The sequence below is a fragment of the Halomonas sp. I1 genome, from assembly GCF_032334135.1.
Classification (GTDB): Bacteria; Pseudomonadota; Gammaproteobacteria; order Pseudomonadales; family Halomonadaceae; genus Halomonas.
In genome coordinates this window covers 1-15712 of sequence record NZ_JAVXUS010000018.1, presented here as the reverse complement: position 1 = coordinate 15712, position 15712 = coordinate 1, and the positions used below count along the sequence as shown (strand labels likewise).

The window sequence follows — 15712 nt, the reverse complement described above, 5'->3', positions numbered from 1 at the left end:
GTGATTGCCGAGTCTGGCTCAGCACAGGGCATCGAGTTTTTCCTTCAGCATGGCATTGACCTGCTGCGGGTTGGCGGTGCCTCGGGAGGCCTTCATCACCTGGCCCACGAAATAGCCGATCATCTTGCCGCGCTTGTCCGGTTCGGCGTCACGATACTGGGCCACCTGGGCGGGGCTGTCCTCGATCACTTGATCGATCATCGCCTCGATGGCGCCGGTGTCGGTGACCTGCTTGAGACCCTTGGCATCGATGATGGCGTCCGCAGCGTCGCCCTCGCCGTGCCACAATGCCTGGAAGACCTGCTTGGCGGCCTTGCCGTTGATGGTATCGTCCAGCACTCGGACGATAAGCTCGCCGAGCCGGTCGGCGGAGACCGGGCTGTCGGTGATGGCCAGGCCCTCGCGGTTCAGGGCGCCTGAGAGCTCGCCCTGCACCCAGTTGGCGGCTTGCTTGGCGTCGCCGCAGACGTCCTTGACCCGTTCGAAATACTCGGCCATGGCACGGCTGGCCGAGAGTACGCCGGCATCGTAGGCCGACAGCCCGAGCTCACTCTCGAAGCGGGCGCGCTTGTCAGCTGGCAGTTCCGGCAGGGTGTCGCGGAGATGGTCGACGTAGGCCTGGTCGAGCACTACCGGCAGCAGGTCGGGGCAGGGGAAGTAGCGGTAATCGTTGGCTTCCTCCTTGGTGCGCATGCTGCGGGTCTCGTCGGCTTCGGGGTCGAAGAGGCGAGTCTCCTGCACGACGTCACCGCCATCCTCGATCAGTTCGATCTGACGCTCGACCTCGAATTCGATGGCGCGCTCGACGAAACGGAAGGAGTTGACGTTCTTGATTTCGGCACGCGTCCCGAAGGCTTCCTGGCCCGCGGGGCGTACCGAGACGTTGACGTCGCAACGCATCGAGCCCTCGGCCATGTTGCCGTCGGAAATTCCCAGGTAGGTGACAATCGAATGGATCGCCTTGAGGTAGGCCGCCGCCTCCTTGGCCGAGCGCATGTCGGGCTCGGAGACGATTTCCAGCAGCGGGGTGCCCGCCCGGTTGAGGTCGATACCCGTCATGCCGTGGAAGTCTTCGTGCAAGGACTTGCCGGCGTCTTCCTCGAGGTGGGCATGGTGCACACGGATGCGCTTGGTAGCGCCCTCGTCCAGCGTGATTTCCACCTCGCCTGGCCCGACGATGGGCTGGTACATCTGGCTGGTCTGGTAGCCCTTGGGCAGGTCCGGATAGAAGTAGTTCTTGCGGTCGAAGACCGAAATGTCGGGAATCTCGGCATGGATGCCGAGGCCGAACTGGACGGCCATGGCCACCGCCTGCTCGTTGAGTACCGGAAGCACACCGGGCAGCCCCAGGTCCACGGCACAGGCCTGGCTGTTGGGCTCGGCGCCGAAGGCAGTTGAAGCGCCGGAGAAGATCTTGGAGCGGGTGGCGAGCTGGACGTGGACCTCCAGGCCGATCACGGTTTCCCATTGCATCAGACGGACTCCTCGGCGAAGGCGGGACGGCGCAGGTGCCAGTCGGTGGTTTGCTGGAACTGATGGGCGACGTTGAGCAGGCGTGCCTCGGCGAAGTGAGTGCCGAGGACCTGCAGGCCGACGGGGCGGCTGCCGGCGAAACCGGCGGGCACACTGATGCCGGGGATGCCGGCCAGGTTCACGGCGATGGTGTAGATGTCCTGCAGGTACATCGACACCGGGTCCTTGTTGGCGCCCAGGTCGAAGGCCGGGGTCGGCGAGGCCGGTCCCATCAGCACGTCGACCTCGTCGAAGGCGTCGAGGAAGTCCTGGCGGATCAGCCGCCGAACCTGCTGGGCCTTCTTGTAATAGGCGTCGAAGAAGCCCTCGGAAAGGGTGTGGGTGCCGATCAGGATGCGTCGCTTGACTTCTTCGCCGAAGCCTTCGGCGCGGCTGCGCTTGTAGAGGTCGATCAGGTCGGCCGGGTCATCACAGCGGTGGCCGAAGCGCACACCGTCATAGCGTGACAGGTTGGAGGACGCTTCTGCCGGTGCGATGACATAGTAAGCCGGGATGGCGTAGTGGGTATGCGGCAGGCTGACGTCCATCACCGTGGCGCCGAGGGATTCGAAGACCTTGATGGCTTCGCGCACGGCGTTGGCCACCGACGGGTCGAGGCCGTCGCCGAAGTATTCGGTGGGCAGGCCGATCTTGAGGCCGCTCAGAGGGGCTTCGAGGTCGGCGGTATAATCCGGCACCCCGCGTGCCGCACAGGTGGAGTCGCGCACATCATGGCCGGCGACGGCGCCGAGCAGGTGGGCGCAGTCGGCGGCCGAGCGCGCCATGGGGCCGGCCTGGTCGAGGCTCGAGGCATAGGCGATCATGCCGTAGCGCGATACTCGCCCGTAGGTAGGCTTGAGACCGGTGATGCCGCAGAAGGCGGCGGGCTGGCGGATCGAGCCGCCGGTGTCGGTGCCCATGGCGGCAGGTACCAGGCCCGCGGCCACGGCAGCGGCGCTGCCCCCCGACGAACCGCCGGGCACGGCGTCGAGGTCCCAGGGATTCTTCACCGGGCCATAGAAACTGTTCTCGTTGGACGAGCCCATGGCGAACTCGTCCATGTTGGTCTTGCCGAGGCTCACGGTGCCGGCGTTGGCGAGTCGTTCCACGACATCGGCATCGTAGGGGGCGGCGAAGTTGTCGAGCATGCGCGAGCCGCAGCTGGTCTTGACGCCTCGGGTGCAGAAGATGTCCTTCAGTGCCAGGGGCAGGCCGGTCAGCGGGCCGGCCTCGCCCGCGGCGCGGGTGGCATCGGCGCGATCCGCTGCTTCTAGCGCGGCATCGCCAGTAACGGTGATAAAGCTGTTGAGGCGACCGTCCAGACGGTCGATGCGCCCGAGCAGGTCCTGGGTCAGCTCGCGGCTGGAGAACTCCCCGGCGCGCAAACCGGCGGCGAGTTCGGTCAATGTCTTATCGTGCATGGGCCCTGGGCTCCGTGATGACATGGCGGTGACGGCGGTTGAGGGTCATTCGACGACCCGTGGCACCAGGTAGAGGCCGTTTTCCACGGACGGTGCGCAACGCTGGAAGTCGTCACGCTGGTCGGTTTCGGTCACCTCGTCGGCGCGCAGGCGCTGGGTGGCATCCAGCGGATGCGCCATGGGCGTGACGCCTGCGGTATCCAGTGCCTGCAGCTGATCGACCATCTCCAGGATGCGGCCGAGATCATCGAGGTAATGGGCGGCTTCGCCCTCGTCAAGGCCGAGACGGGCCAGATGGGCGGCCCTGAGAACGTCTGCGTGTTCGATCGCCATGATCGGGTGTCCTCGCGGGGGTGGAGAAAAGAGGGCAAAGTTACCACATCCTCGCCGATGCTGGCAGGGGCGTGGCACGGCATTGACGCGCGGAACGCTTGCCGCCTACGGGGTGCAGTGATACCGTTTGCTCCCGCACAGGGCTTCCGGACTGCACTAGGTAACGAGTTCATGTTCAAACGTTTGAGGGGGTTGTTTTCCAGCGATCTGTCGATCGACCTGGGAACGGCCAACACACTGATTTATGTCCGCGGCCGCGGGATCGTTCTCGACGAACCCTCGGTCGTGGCGATTCGCCAGTCCGGCAGCATGCGCAGCGTGGCTGCGGTTGGCGCCGATGCCAAACGGATGCTGGGGCGCACGCCCGGCAACATCACTGCCATCCGGCCGATGAAGGATGGTGTCATCGCCGACTTCACCGTCACCGAGCAGATGTTGCAATACTTCATTCGCAAGGTGCACCAGAGCACCTTCCTGACGCCGAGTCCCAGGGTGCTGGTCTGTGTTCCCTGCATGTCGACCCAGGTCGAGCGTCGTGCGATCAAGGAGTCCGCCGAAGGGGCCGGTGCCCGCGAGGTGTTCCTGATCGAGGAGCCGATGGCCGCGGCCATCGGGGCCGGCCTGCCGGTCGAGGAGGCGCAGGGGTCGATGGTCGTCGATGTCGGCGGCGGGACCAGCGAGATTGCCATCATCTCTCTCAATGGCGTGGTCTATTCGGAATCCATTCGCATGGGGGGCGATCGATTCGATGAGGCCATCACGGCCTATGTGCGGCGCCATTACGGTAGCCTGATCGGCGAATCCACTGCCGAGCGGATCAAGGAAGAGATCGGCTGTGCCTATCCCGGCGGCGAGTTGCGCGAGATCGACGTGCGGGGTCGCAACCTGGCGGAGGGCATTCCCCGCAGCTTTACGCTCAACTCTCATGAGATCCTCGATGCCCTGCAGGAAACCCTGGGGTCCATCGTCGCGGCGGTGAAGAGCGCGCTCGAGCAGTCGCCACCCGAGCTGGCCTCGGACATCGCCGAGCGTGGCCTGGTGTTGACCGGCGGTGGCGCCTTGCTACGCGACCTGGACAAGCTGATCGCCGAGGAAACCGGTCTGCCGGTGGTGGTGGCCGAGGACCCGCTGACCTGCGTGGCGCGTGGTGGCGGCAAGGCACTGGAAATGATCGATCAGCGTACTTTCGAGCTGCTCTCCAGCGACTGACCGGGGGAGGTTCCCTATCAAGCCGCTGTTCTCGCACGGGTCGGTGCCGGGGTATCGCATGCTGGTGTGTGCGATCCTCGCCATCGCCTTGATGTTCGTCGACCTGCGTTTTACACGCATGGAAACCGTGCGGGCCCAGCTTTCCACGCTGGTCGCGCCGGTGCAGTGGGCCGTCAGTCTGCCCAGCGACGTGCTCAACTGGGGCGCGCTCGCGCTGTCCGAGCAGCGTGCCCTGGTGGAAGAGAATCGCCGTCTGCGCGAGCAGATTCTGACGCTGTCGCATCGGGTTCAGCGCATGGCCAGCCTGACCGCCGAGAATGTGCGATTGCGCGAACTGCTGTCGGCGACCAAGGAACGCGACATCCCCTTCATCACCACCGAGCTGCTCTCCCTGGATCCGGACCCCTTCACGCATCGCATGGTGATCGACCGTGGGCGACGCGATGGTGTCTTCGTGGGCCAGCCCGTCATGGATGCGTCTGGGTTGGTCGGCCAGGTCACGTCGGTGTCGGCCTATTCGAGTCGGGTCCTGCTGGTGGCAGATGCCAGTCATGCCCTGCCTGTTCAGGTCAATCGCAACGGGCTGCGTTTCGTGCTTCAGGGCGCGGGGCGTTACCAGAGCCTCAACGTGCTTCATGTGCCGGATACAGCCGACATTCGCGAAGGGGACCTGCTGGTGACCTCGGGGCTGGCGGGTCGCTTCCCGCCGGGCTACCCGGTGGCTCGGGTGGACAAGGTGGTACATGATCCCGGTGAACCCTTTGCCAGGGTCGAGGCGGACCCGGTGGCGAAGCTGCAGCGTTCCCGGCACTTCCTGCTGTTGTTCCCGCCCGAGCCGCGCTCCCCCGATGGCCGGGGGGGCTGGATCGCGTCGCCCGACCCGGTGGCCATCGAGATGGCCCGCCGCATCGCCACGGGTGGAAGCGAGAGCGCCGAGGAGGAGGAATAATGGCGCGCACGACATCCGCCGGCCTGCCCTGGATCTGGTTGACGATGCTGCTGGCGCTCTGCCTGCAGGTCATGCCCCTGGCTGATGGCTGGCAGATCTGGCGTCCCGACTGGCTGGGCTTGATGCTGATCTACTGGTGCATGAAGGCGCCGGAGCGGGTCGGTGTCTTTCATGGGTTCGTGCTGGGAATCCTGCTGGATCTGATCGAGGGCGTGCCGCTTGGCCAGAATGCCCTGTTGCTGTCGCTGCTGGCCTTCCTCTGTGCCCTGGTCTATCCCCGCTTTCGCGCCTATTCGCTGTTGCAACAGGCCGTGTTGATTCTGGTTCTGCTGGGGACGGTGCAACTGGTCGAGCAATGGCTGCGTACCCTCCTGGGCCCCTTTTCCATCCATCTTTCCTTCCTGCTGCCCTCGGTGATCGGCGCGGTGTTGTGGCCATGGCTGACGACACTGTTCCGGGCCTTTCGCCGTCGCGCCGCGAAAGGATGACCGGCAGCGCCATGTCGGCACCTCGTCCGCCCCGTATCCGCCTGGCATCGGCGTCGCCGCGTCGACGCGACCTGCTGGCCGGTATCGACGTCGATGTCGAGGTGCGGCCGGTGGATATCGACGAGACGCCGTTTCCCGGGGAGGTGGCCGAGGCGTACGTCACGCGGCTCGCTCGCGAGAAGGCGCTGGCAGGGCACTCGTCGGGCGGGATGCCCACACTGGGGGCGGACACAGTCGTGGTACGGGACGGCGAGATTCTCGGCAAGCCGTTGGACGCGGCGCACGCTGCGGCCATGCTGCGCTCCCTGGCGGGCCGCTCCCATGAGGTGATGACGGCCGTGACGGTGGTCGGGCCCGCAGGCGTGCTGGTGAGCGCCGTGCGTAGCCGGGTGACCCTGCGCGATATTGAGGCGGCGGAGATCGACGCCTATTGGCTCACGGGGGAACCCGCCGACAAGGCTGGCGGTTATGCCATCCAGGGTCGTGGTGCGATATTCGTGACGCACCTCGACGGCAGCTATTCGGCCGTGGTGGGGCTGCCGTTGTGTGAAACGGCCGATCTGTTGTCTCGGCAGGGCGTGCCGCTCTGGAATCACCCTGTGTCATAATGGCGCGAGTTTTCGTCAGGACCCTTTTCAGGACTTTTTCCAGGATTTTCCTCCAGGACAAGGATTCCGCATGAGCGGTGAAGTACTCATCAATTTGACGCCGATGGAGACTCGTGTCGCCGTCGTGGAAAACGGTGTGCTGCAGGAGGCCTTCATCGAGCGCGCCCGGCGTCGCGGTATCGTCGGCAATATCTACAAGGGGCGGGTCGTACGGGTGTTGCCTGGCATGCAGGCTGCCTTCGTCGATATCGGTCTCGATCGTGCCGCCTTCATTCATGCCCATGAGGTGATGCCACCGGGTACACCGGCCGACGAGCAGGTCTCGATTTCCCAGTTGCTCCAGGAAGGCCAGTCGTTGGTAGTGCAGGTGACCAAGGATCCGATCGGTTCCAAGGGGGCACGCTTGACCACGCACCTCTCCGTGCCTTCGCGTTATCTGGTCTACATGCCGGATTCGCCGCACAACGGTGTTTCCCAGCGCATCGAGGACGATGGCGAACGCGAGCGTCTGCGTGCTCAGGTCGAATCGGCCCTCGCGGAACAGACCCTCGAGGTCTCCGGCGGCTTCATCGTGCGTACCGCCGCCGAGGGAGTGACCGACGAGGAGCTCGCCGGCGACATGCATTTCCTGTTGCGCCTGTGGCGCAAGGTCAGCGAGCGTCGCGTCACGGCATCCACGCCGAGCGTCATCTACGACGACCTGCCGTTGTTCATGCGCACCCTGCGCGACGTCATGCGCGATGATATCGAGAAGGTACGCATCGATTCCCGCGAGAACCATGTCAAGCTGCTCGAGTTCGCCGAGGAGTTCATGCCCGATGCGGTTGAGCGCATCGAGCATTACGCCGGCGAACGGCCGATCTTCGACCTGTTCAGTGTCGAGGACGAGATCCAGAAGGCGCTGGCGCGCAAGGTGCAGCTCAAGTCTGGGGGCTATCTGGTCATCGATCCGACCGAAGCGATGACCACCATCGACGTCAACACCGGCGGTTATGTCGGCCATCGCAACCTCGAGGAGACCATCTTCAAGACTAACCTCGAGGCGGCCACGGCCATTGCCCGTCAACTGCGGCTGCGAAACCTGGGTGGCATCATCATCATCGATTTCATCGATATGGAAGATACCGAGCACCAGCGGCAGGTGTTGCGGGTGCTGGAAAAGGCCCTGGAGCGGGACCATGCCAAGACCAAGTGCACCGGCGTGACCGAACTCGGCCTGGTGCAGCTGACCCGCAAGCGGACCCGGGAGAGCCTGGAACAGACGCTGTGCGAACCTTGCCCGGCCTGCGAAGGGCGAGGCACTCTCAAGACGCCCGAGTCGGTGTGCTATGAGATCTTCCGAGAGATCCTCCGCGAAGAGCGGGCCTATAGTGCCGAGACCTATACCGTGCTGGCCGCCCAGTCGGTGGTGGATCGGTTGCTCGACGAGGAATCGGCCGCGGTGGCGGATCTCGAGGAGTTCATCGCCAAGACCATTCGCTTCCAGGTGGAATCCCATTATTCCCAGGAGCAGTACGATATCGTACTGATGTGAGCCATGTCGCCGAGCCGCCTGGTCTTCCGCTGGTCGTTGACGCTACTGGCCCTGGCCCTGACGCTGGCGGCAGTACTGTTGATCGTCATGCGCCTGTTGCTGGCGCAGGTCGACCGACTGTCGCCGCAGCTGGAATCGATGCTGGCGTCGCGCTTTTCCGCCGAGGTCTCGCTGGACGATGTGCGGGGCGGCGTGGCCGGGCTCGACCCCTGGTTTGAGGTGGCGGATCTGGACTTTCGTTCCCGCGAAGGCCTGGGCGATGTACCGCTGCTGGAAGTCGAGCGGGCGACGTTGCGTCTCGATACCGCGGCCAGCCTGCGCCGTGGCATGCCGGTACTCGAAAAGTCGCGGATCGATGGCGTCACCCTGCATCTCTATCAGGACGAGGACCTGACCTGGCAATGGCCGGCGCCGGCCGATGTGCCCCCGGAATTGGTTCCCGCCGGTGAATTCGACTTGTCGCGCCTGGACTTCTGGATCGGCGTTTTGCTGCGCCAGCGTGCCTGGGCCGACGACACGCGCGTGGAGCTGCATGGCCGCAAGCGTGTGGCCGTGCTTCATTCGCCGCGTCTGCTGATGACGAGCAGCGAGGGGCATGCCCACCTGGAAGGGGAGGTGCAGCTGCAGGGGCAACCGGGCACGGCTTTCCAGGCGGTGATGGAAGTGATGCACGATGGGGGTGACGACGCTGGATTTGATGCCGCCCTGCAGGCGGACATGCAGCTCGAAAGTCTGATCGGGCTGTCGGCATTGCTCGGGTTCGATGACAAGCTGCGCCTCGACGATGCGAGCGGCGAGGCGCGCTTGTGGGGGCGCTGGCAGGATGGACGACTGGCCGACGTGCGCCTCGATATGACGTCGCCACGCCTGGCGCTGAACCGGGATTCCCCTGTCGAGGCCGGGCAGGCCGGTATCGTGCTCGATGACGTGAGCCTGCGTGGTCAGTGGCTGCGCGCCGCCGAGGGGGATAGCTGGGACGCCTGGTTCGCGGGTGATGCACGCAGCGTCGATTCGCCCCATGAGAATACTTCCGGGCCGCCATTGCCGCGTTTCTGGCATGCACGAGGCGATGGCGAAGACTGGTGGCTCACCGGGAGCGGCTTCGAACTCGGGGCGTTCTCCGCCTGGCACGACCGACTGCCTTTGCCCGAAGGCCTGGCTCGCACGGTTCGCGCGCTGTCGCCGCGAGGTCGGGTCGATGCCCTTGGGGTCGGGCGTCGCGATGGTCAGTGGCAAGCTCGCGTCAGTGCCACGGAGGTATCGGTATCGCCCTGGGAAGATGCGCCGGGGGGTGGGCCGCTGGATGTCTGGCTGGAGGCCGAGGGTACCGAAGGGCGGGTTCGCTTCGTCGACAGCGGCGGTGCGGAACTCGCCTTCCCCGAGGTCTTTTCCGATCCCATGACGCTCGACAACGCCAGCGGCGAGGTCGCGTGGTCTTACGCGGGTTCGCATAGTTCCGTCAGTGGACGCAACCTGAAAGTCGGATGGAACGGTGCCACCGTGGAAGGTGCCTTCGGCCTGGCCATGAGGGGCGAAAAGCGTGGTGGCTTCGGCCTGCAACTGGACTTCCGCGATGTCGACGCCCTGAAGCGTCCGCTGACCGATTGGCTGCCCATGCCGGTGCTGCGCGAAGAGGTCGACGCCGAGCTTGCCGACTGGCTGGCCAGTGGCCTGGCGGGAAGGGTGCCGCGAGGCGCGTTGAGTCTGCATGTGCCGATCACCGAGACGTCCGAGGAGGCGAGTGACGAGGCCGATGCGTCATTGCAGCTCGAGCTCGATATCGAGCAGGGGGTCTTGCCTTTCGATCCGGCGTGGCCGGCGCTGGAGGACGTGCGAGGGCACCTGAGCGTGACCGAGGAGTCGCTCAGTGCCGATGTCGAGCATGCCGAGAGTCTGGGGGTCCTGACCCAAGGGGCGAGTGTGGAGATGGCGGATGAGCTGCTTCGCGTCCGAGGGCCCTTGTCCGCCTCGGCGACGGCACTGTCTCGCTACCTCGCCGCGATACCCGCAGAGGGCATGGAGGCCGTCGCCGACTGGCACGGCGAGGGGGAAGTGACGGGCACACTGGATGTGTCGGTGCCCTTGTCCGATCCTGATGCCCTGAAGCTCGATATCGACGGACAGACCTCGCTTTCGACCCTGACGCATGCGCCGACCTCGCTGACCTTCGAGTCGCTCACGGGGCCGCTCGCCTGGCGGCAGCGCGGCGAGGAAGGCGGGCTGAGCGGCCGGCTGGAAGGGCGCCTGCTGGGCGGTCCCTTCGAGGCCGATATCGACACGGCCGACCAGGGCATCACCATGTCGGGCACCGCCACTGCCGAGTCGCTTTCGGGTCTCGGTATGCCGCCGGGTGCCGCGTCGCTGATCAACGGCGAGACCTCCTGGCGGGGCCAGCTCAGGATCGATGGACCGAATCCGGCCCTGACGCTGGACAGCGAATTGCGTGGCCTGGGTATTGCCTTGCCTGAGCCGCTCGGCAAGGCGCCTTCTCTCCCTCGCGCCTTGCATCTGGACATATCACTGGCTGATCGGATGCGCCTGTCGGGGCGGCTGGGGTCGCGTCTCGGCCTGCGCTGGCAGGAGGGTGATAGCGACCGCGGGCAAGTCTGGATCGGCCGTGATGCACCGTCCGGCTGGCCGGCCGAGCCCGGCTGGTCGGTGCAGGCCTATCTGCCCCGCGTGTCGCCGGCGGACTGGGCGCATGCCCTGTCGCCATTGGCGGGTGCCGGGTCGCTTGGCGGCGGTAGTGGCGGTCATGGTGTCAGTGTGTCGCGACTGACCCTGGATACTGAATGCCTCAGCGTCAATGATCGCTGCCTGGGGTCGTTGGTCGTCGATGGCGCTCCCCTCGACGACGGCTGGCGACTGGCCCTGGATGGCAGTCTGCTATCGGGGCGGCTCGAGTACCGGCCGCGTCGGCACGCGCCCCTGGATATCACGTTGAATCGCTTGCGCCTGGACGACCTGGTGCCGGATGGTGCCGCCGGTACGGACCGCCAAGGCTCGGGGACGTTGTTCGCGGAGCTCGATGTGCCGCCGACGCCGGCATCGATGCCGGATGGAATCGGGAACGTACCGGCCGGGCGGCTCAGCGTCGAGTCGTTGCGCTGGCGGTCTCGTTCCCTCGGCCCTTTCAGTGCCAGCTGGCGGACAACGCCTGACCAGCTTGTCCTGGACCCTGTGGAGCTCAGCCTCGGCGAGATCGATGCTCGAGGCAACTTGACCTGGGAGGCCTCCGGTCCCGAGGCCAGCCTGACTCGCTCGCGGCTAGCCCTGGAAGGCGGGGATATCGGCACGGCGCTGCAAGCCCTGGATCAGCCGGTGGCGGTGAGCAGTGCCGATACGCGAGTCGATAGCCAGCTGGCCTGGCCCGGGGCGCCCTGGCAGTTCGCTCTGGCGCGGTCCCGGGGCAATCTGGGCATCGAATTGCGCGATGGGCGCTTCGCCAATCTCGAGTCACCCTCGGCTCGACTGGTCGGCCTTCTGAACGTGGACAATCTGTTGCGTCGCCTGCGACTGGATTTTTCGGATGTGACCGGCCGCGGCACTGCCTTCGACAGTGTCAGCGGCGACGCAACCCTGTATGGTGGAGTGCTGGAAACGCGCGGCCCGGTGACGATCGATGGAGCCGCCACTCAGTTCACGCTGGAGGGTAGTGTCGACCTGGTGCGCCGGGAACTCGACCAGCGGCTCGGCGTCACAGTGCCCGTGAGCAACAACCTGCCCCTGGCGGCGGTGATTGCCGGCGCCCCGGTGGTGGGTGGTGCCCTGTTCGTCGCCGACAAGATATTCGGCGATGTCATCGACCGCGTGACCCGAATTCACTACCGCGTGCGGGGCCCATGGACCTCGCCGCGCATCTCTCTGGAAAGTGCCGAATGACATCACAGACGTCTTCCATGTTCGATCGGGTCGGCGAGATACTGCTCGCGCCCGGTGGCCTCGACCTTGATACCCTGGATGCCGGGCTGGGCCATGCCCTGGGACCCGGTATCGATTATGCCGATCTCTATTTCCAGCGCAGCTGGCATGAGGGATGGTCGCTCGAGGATGGTGAAGTCAAGGACGCCAGCTACAACATCGATGGTGGCGTCGGTGTGCGTGCCATGGCCGGTGAAAAGACCGGCTTTGCCTACTCCAACCAGATCACTGCCGATGCCCTGGCCGAGACGGGTCGCACCGCATCCGGCATCGTCAGGCACGGTGATCGCCTGGCGACGGCGCCATGCATTCAGGTAGGGGCCGAGGCGCGTTATGCCGGTCTCGACCCGCTGGCGGGGCTGTCCGCCGAGGACAAGATCGCCATGCTCAAACTGGCCGATCGTGTAGCCCGTGCGGCGGATCCGGCCGTGGAGCAGGTCAGTGCCTCGCTGACCGGCGTCTACGAGGCGGTACTGGTGCGGGCCAGCGACGGTACCCAGGCGGTGGATATCCGTCCCCTGGTACGCTTCAACGTCAGCGTCATCGTGGTTCGCAACGGGCGTCGCGAACGTGGCAGTGCCGGCGGCGGCGGGCGTTACTCCATGGCCCGTCTGCGCGATGACAACGTCGCCGAGCGGTTTGCCAAGGAAGCCGTGCGGCAGGCATTGGTCAATCTGGAAGCGGTCGACGCGCCGGCGGGGCAGATGCCGGTGGTCCTGGGAGCCGGCTGGCCGGGCATCCTGCTTCACGAGGCGGTAGGTCATGGTCTTGAAGGCGACTTCAATCGCAAGGGCAGCTCCGCCTTCGCCGGTCGCATGGGCGAGCGCGTGGCGGCCCCCGGTGTCACCGTGGTCGATGATGCGACCCTGGCCGACCGTCGCGGCTCGATGAGTGTCGACGATGAGGGCACGCCGGGGCAGTGCACGACCCTGATCGAGGATGGCATCCTCACCGGCTACATGCAGGACAAGCTCAATGCTCGTCTGATGGGTATGGCGCCCACCGGCAATGCACGCCGTGAGTCCTTTGCCCACCTGCCGATGCCGCGCATGACCAATACCTACATGCAAGCCGGTCAGGATGATCCCGCCGACATCATCGGCAGCGTCGAGCGTGGCATCTATGCAGTGAGTTTCGGCGGCGGCCAGGTGGACATCACCTCCGGCAAGTTCGTGTTCTCGGCCAGTGAAGCCTATCTGATAGAGGGCGGCCGGATCACCGCGCCGGTGAAGGGCGCGACCCTGATCGGCAATGGCCCGGAAGCCATGGGCCGAGTGTCGATGATCGGTCATGACCTGGAACTGGATACCGGCATCGGGGTCTGCGGCAAGGAAGGCCAGGGCGTACCGGTCGGCGTCGGCCAGCCCACCTTGAAACTGGATGAACTGACCGTCGGCGGGACGCAGTCATAAGCTACGAGCTACGAGCTACGAGCTACGAGCTACGAGCTGAAGGGTTGACGGTTTAGAGGGCGGTGGCACCATCCAGCTCGCGGCTCGCGGCTCGCGGCTCGCGGCTCGCGGCTCGCGGCTTACGGCTTAGAGGCCGGCCGTCTCGCGGATCAGTTTGAACAGCCGGCGGGCGTTGGTGGGGGGCTTGCCCTGGTCACGTTCGCGGCGGGCGTTGCGGATCAACTGGCGCAGAGCCTGGCGGTCGGTGTCGGGGAAGGCGTCGATGAAGGCGGCGACGGCGTCGTCACCCTCGTCGATCAGGCGGTCCCGCCATTTCTCGAGTCGATGGAAGGCGTGGTCGCGTTGCAGCTGTTCGCGGTCGAGTTCATCGAACACGGCTCGGATACCGTCGAGGTCTTCGCGGCGCATCAGTTTGCCGACGTATTGCATGTGACGCCGACGGGCTTCCCGGGCGCGAATGCGGCCGGTTTCGTCGATGGCGGCCAGCAGTTCGTCGGAGAGGGGGAAGCGGGCCCGCTCGGCGTCGTTCATGGCGATGAGCCGCTCTCCGAGTGACTGGAGGGCGTGCATTTCTCGCTTGAGCTGGGACTTGCTGGGCCGCTCGTCGGCCGGGAAGGAATCATCCTGGGTCATGCCGTGTCCTGGGGGTCGTGGAACGTGGAGTATCGGCCCAGTATACCAGCCCGTCACCATGGGCTGGATAATCGCGATATTGTGGAGTGCCGGTCCTGAGAGCCGGCCGAGTGAGGAGACAGATCGATGACACAGGCTTTTGATGCCGCCGATCAGCAGGCCCTGTTGGAAACCCGTGCCGAAGAGGCCCTGGCGCTGGCGCGCCGGCTGGGGGCTGATGCCTGCGAGGTGGGAGCCAGCGTCGATCAGGGTATCGGCGTCAGCGTGCGCGAGGGTGATGTGGAAACCGTGGAGCTGTCGCGGGACCAGGGCATCGCCGTGACCGTTTACGTGGGGCAGCGCAAGGGAAGTGCCTCATCGTCCGATGCCAGCGAGGCGTCGGTTCGCGATGTGGTCGAGAAGGCATTGGCCATCGCGCGTTATACCGGTGAAGATCCCGCCGCCGGCCTGGCGGATGCCTCGTTGATGGCGACCCGTTTCCCGGATCTGGATGTGCACCATCCCTGGCCCCTCTCCACGGAGGAAGCCATCGAGCTGGCTCTCTCCTGCGAGAGTGCCGGGCGTGGCGTCGAGGGGATTCGCAGCTCTGAGGGAGCCAGTCTCTCCAGTGGAGAGGGGGTCAACGTCTATGCCAATAGTCATGGTTTTCTGGGGGGGCAGCGCGGCAGCCGACATTCGCTGTCATGCCTGCTGATCGCCGAAGATGCTTCGGGCATGCAGCGGGACTACGATTACACGACGGCGCGTGATCCGCGCGCGCTGCGTGACCCCGCTGCCGTGGGGGAGAGCGCGGCGCAGCGCACCCTGCAGCGTCTTGGTGCCGGGCGTCCGGCCACGGGTCGCATGCCGGTGCTGTTCGATCCTTCGCTCGCATCCGGCCTGGTCGGGCACCTGTTGGGTGCCATTGCCGGCGGCGCCTTGTATCGCCAGTCCTCCTTCCTGTGCGAGCGCCTGGACACCCAGCTGTTCCCGGCGTGGTTTTCGCTGAGCGAGCGCCCCATGGAAGTCGGCGCGATGGCCAGCAGCCCCTTCGATGCGGATGGGGTTCAGACCCGTGACAATGTCTTCATCGACCAGGGGCGTCTGGCCAGCTATCTGCTTTCCGCCTACAGCGCGCGACGCCTGGGCATGTCGACCACCGGCAACGCCGGGGGCGCTCGTAACCTGCGCATCGCCGCACCGCTGGAATCGCTCGAGACGCTTCTGGCGCGCATGGATCGTGGCGTGCTGGTGACCGAGCTGATGGGGCAGGGCGTCAATGGCGTGACCGGGGATTACTCCCGCGGTGCCGCCGGCTTCTGGGTCGAGAACGGCAGGATCCAGCACCCGGTGGAAGAGTTCACCATTGCCGGCAACCTCGAGACGATGTTTCAGGGGCTGGTGGGCATCGGCGACGACATCGACACCCGAGGCAGCATTCATACCGGCAGCTGGCTGATCGACGAGATGACCGTCGCGGGCGGCTGAGCCGGGCTGCGCCCGGCCCGGCTGCGCCGGGAGCTGTAAGCTATAAGCTTTAAGCTGTAAGAAAACCCGCCCGGCTGCACCGGGAGCTATAAGCTGTAAGCTTTAAGCGGTAAGAAAAATCTTGACCCACCGGGGGTTAGAAAGTTTTCTGGCTTACGGCTTACGGCTTACGGCTTACGGCTTACGGCTTACGGCTTACGGCTTACGGCTTACGGCTTACGGCTT

The 15712-nt window shown here is 65.5% G+C and carries 12 protein-coding genes; 8 read left to right on the top strand and 4 right to left on the bottom strand.

Annotated elements, in window-relative coordinates; genetic code table 11:
• Positions 1 to 18: 18 nt before the first annotated feature.
• From gatB to gatC, 3 genes are read right to left on the bottom strand one after another with little or no spacing between them, the layout of a single operon-like run.
• Positions 19 to 1473 carry an Asp-tRNA(Asn)/Glu-tRNA(Gln) amidotransferase subunit GatB gene (gene gatB / locus RSO41_RS15575; RefSeq protein ID WP_315620112.1) on the bottom strand — a complete coding sequence of 485 codons (1455 nt, stop codon included), beginning with the start codon at positions 1471 to 1473 and terminating at the stop codon, positions 19 to 21.
• Positions 1473 to 2933 carry an Asp-tRNA(Asn)/Glu-tRNA(Gln) amidotransferase subunit GatA gene (gene gatA / locus RSO41_RS15570; RefSeq protein WP_315620110.1) on the bottom strand — a complete coding sequence of 487 codons (1461 nt, stop codon included), beginning with the start codon at positions 2931 to 2933 and terminating at the stop codon, positions 1473 to 1475. Before gatA ends, gatB begins: the two co-directional genes overlap by 1 nt.
• A 45-nt stretch (positions 2934 to 2978) precedes the next feature.
• Entirely contained in the window at positions 2979 to 3266 is a 288-nt protein-coding gene (gene gatC / locus RSO41_RS15565; protein WP_315620109.1) for an Asp-tRNA(Asn)/Glu-tRNA(Gln) amidotransferase subunit GatC, read from the bottom strand.
• Between the two features lie 171 nt (positions 3267 to 3437).
• Between gatC and RSO41_RS15560 the strand changes: the two genes are divergently transcribed.
• From RSO41_RS15560 to tldD, 7 genes are all read left to right on the top strand, one after another.
• A complete protein-coding gene (locus tag RSO41_RS15560; RefSeq protein ID WP_013331666.1) occupies positions 3438 to 4475 on the top strand; it encodes a rod shape-determining protein in 1038 nt (345 codons plus the stop codon).
• Between the two features lie 58 nt (positions 4476 to 4533).
• On the top strand, positions 4534 to 5424 hold the full coding sequence (gene mreC, locus RSO41_RS15555; RefSeq protein WP_315620108.1) for a rod shape-determining protein MreC: 891 nt from the start codon (positions 4534 to 4536) through the stop codon (positions 5422 to 5424).
• A complete protein-coding gene (mreD, locus tag RSO41_RS15550; RefSeq protein ID WP_315620107.1) occupies positions 5424 to 5912 on the top strand; it encodes a rod shape-determining protein MreD in 489 nt (162 codons plus the stop codon). The genes mreC and mreD overlap by 1 nt, the downstream gene beginning before the upstream one ends.
• Before the next feature lie 11 nt (positions 5913 to 5923).
• Positions 5924 to 6520, top strand: coding sequence for a Maf family protein (locus RSO41_RS15545; RefSeq protein ID WP_315620106.1), 597 nt, complete (start codon positions 5924 to 5926; stop codon positions 6518 to 6520).
• Positions 6521 to 6590: 70 nt separating this feature from the next.
• Positions 6591 to 8054 (top strand): ribonuclease G, encoded by a 1464-nt coding sequence (gene rng / locus RSO41_RS15540; RefSeq protein WP_315620105.1) that lies wholly within the window; start codon positions 6591 to 6593, stop codon positions 8052 to 8054.
• Positions 8055 to 8057: 3 nt separating this feature from the next.
• Positions 8058 to 11936: a YhdP family protein gene (locus tag RSO41_RS15535; RefSeq protein WP_315620104.1), complete on the top strand. Its 3879-nt coding sequence runs from the start codon at positions 8058 to 8060 to the stop codon at positions 11934 to 11936.
• Positions 11933 to 13387 carry a metalloprotease TldD gene (gene tldD / locus RSO41_RS15530; RefSeq protein ID WP_315620102.1) on the top strand — a complete coding sequence of 485 codons (1455 nt, stop codon included), beginning with the start codon at positions 11933 to 11935 and terminating at the stop codon, positions 13385 to 13387. Before RSO41_RS15535 ends, tldD begins: the two co-directional genes overlap by 4 nt.
• A 126-nt stretch (positions 13388 to 13513) precedes the next feature.
• On the opposite strand, the gene yjgA is transcribed toward tldD, so the two are convergent.
• Positions 13514 to 14020, bottom strand: a complete 507-nt coding sequence (gene yjgA / locus RSO41_RS15525; protein WP_315620101.1) for a ribosome biogenesis factor YjgA — start codon at positions 14018 to 14020, stop codon at positions 13514 to 13516.
• A 126-nt stretch (positions 14021 to 14146) separates the two neighbouring features.
• Between yjgA and pmbA the strand changes: the two genes are divergently transcribed.
• A complete protein-coding gene (pmbA, locus tag RSO41_RS15520) occupies positions 14147 to 15487 on the top strand; it encodes a metalloprotease PmbA (RefSeq protein WP_315620100.1) in 1341 nt (446 codons plus the stop codon).
• Positions 15488 to 15712: the final 225 nt, after the last annotated feature.

Bases quoted from the DNA above. Each gene is read 5' to 3' on its own strand.
- tldD (WP_315620102.1), top strand. From the start codon at position 11,933: ATGACATCACAGACGTCTTCCATGTTCGATCGGGTCGGCGAGATACTG.
- mreC (WP_315620108.1), top strand. From the start codon at position 4,534: ATGCTGGTGTGTGCGATCCTCGCCATCGCCTTGATGTTCGTCGACCTG.
- mreD (WP_315620107.1), top strand. From the start codon at position 5,424: ATGGCGCGCACGACATCCGCCGGCCTGCCCTGGATCTGGTTGACGATG.
- gatC (WP_315620109.1), bottom strand. From the start codon at position 3,266: ATGGCGATCGAACACGCAGACGTTCTCAGGGCCGCCCATCTGGCCCGT.
- RSO41_RS15560 (WP_013331666.1), top strand. From the start codon at position 3,438: ATGTTCAAACGTTTGAGGGGGTTGTTTTCCAGCGATCTGTCGATCGAC.
- gatA (WP_315620110.1), bottom strand. From the start codon at position 2,933: ATGCACGATAAGACATTGACCGAACTCGCCGCCGGTTTGCGCGCCGGG.
- pmbA (WP_315620100.1), top strand. From the start codon at position 14,147: ATGACACAGGCTTTTGATGCCGCCGATCAGCAGGCCCTGTTGGAAACC.
- RSO41_RS15535 (WP_315620104.1), top strand. From the start codon at position 8,058: ATGTCGCCGAGCCGCCTGGTCTTCCGCTGGTCGTTGACGCTACTGGCC.
- yjgA (WP_315620101.1), bottom strand. From the start codon at position 14,020: ATGACCCAGGATGATTCCTTCCCGGCCGACGAGCGGCCCAGCAAGTCC.
- rng (WP_315620105.1), top strand. From the start codon at position 6,591: ATGAGCGGTGAAGTACTCATCAATTTGACGCCGATGGAGACTCGTGTC.
- gatB (WP_315620112.1), bottom strand. From the start codon at position 1,473: ATGCAATGGGAAACCGTGATCGGCCTGGAGGTCCACGTCCAGCTCGCC.
- RSO41_RS15545 (WP_315620106.1), top strand. From the start codon at position 5,924: ATGTCGGCACCTCGTCCGCCCCGTATCCGCCTGGCATCGGCGTCGCCG.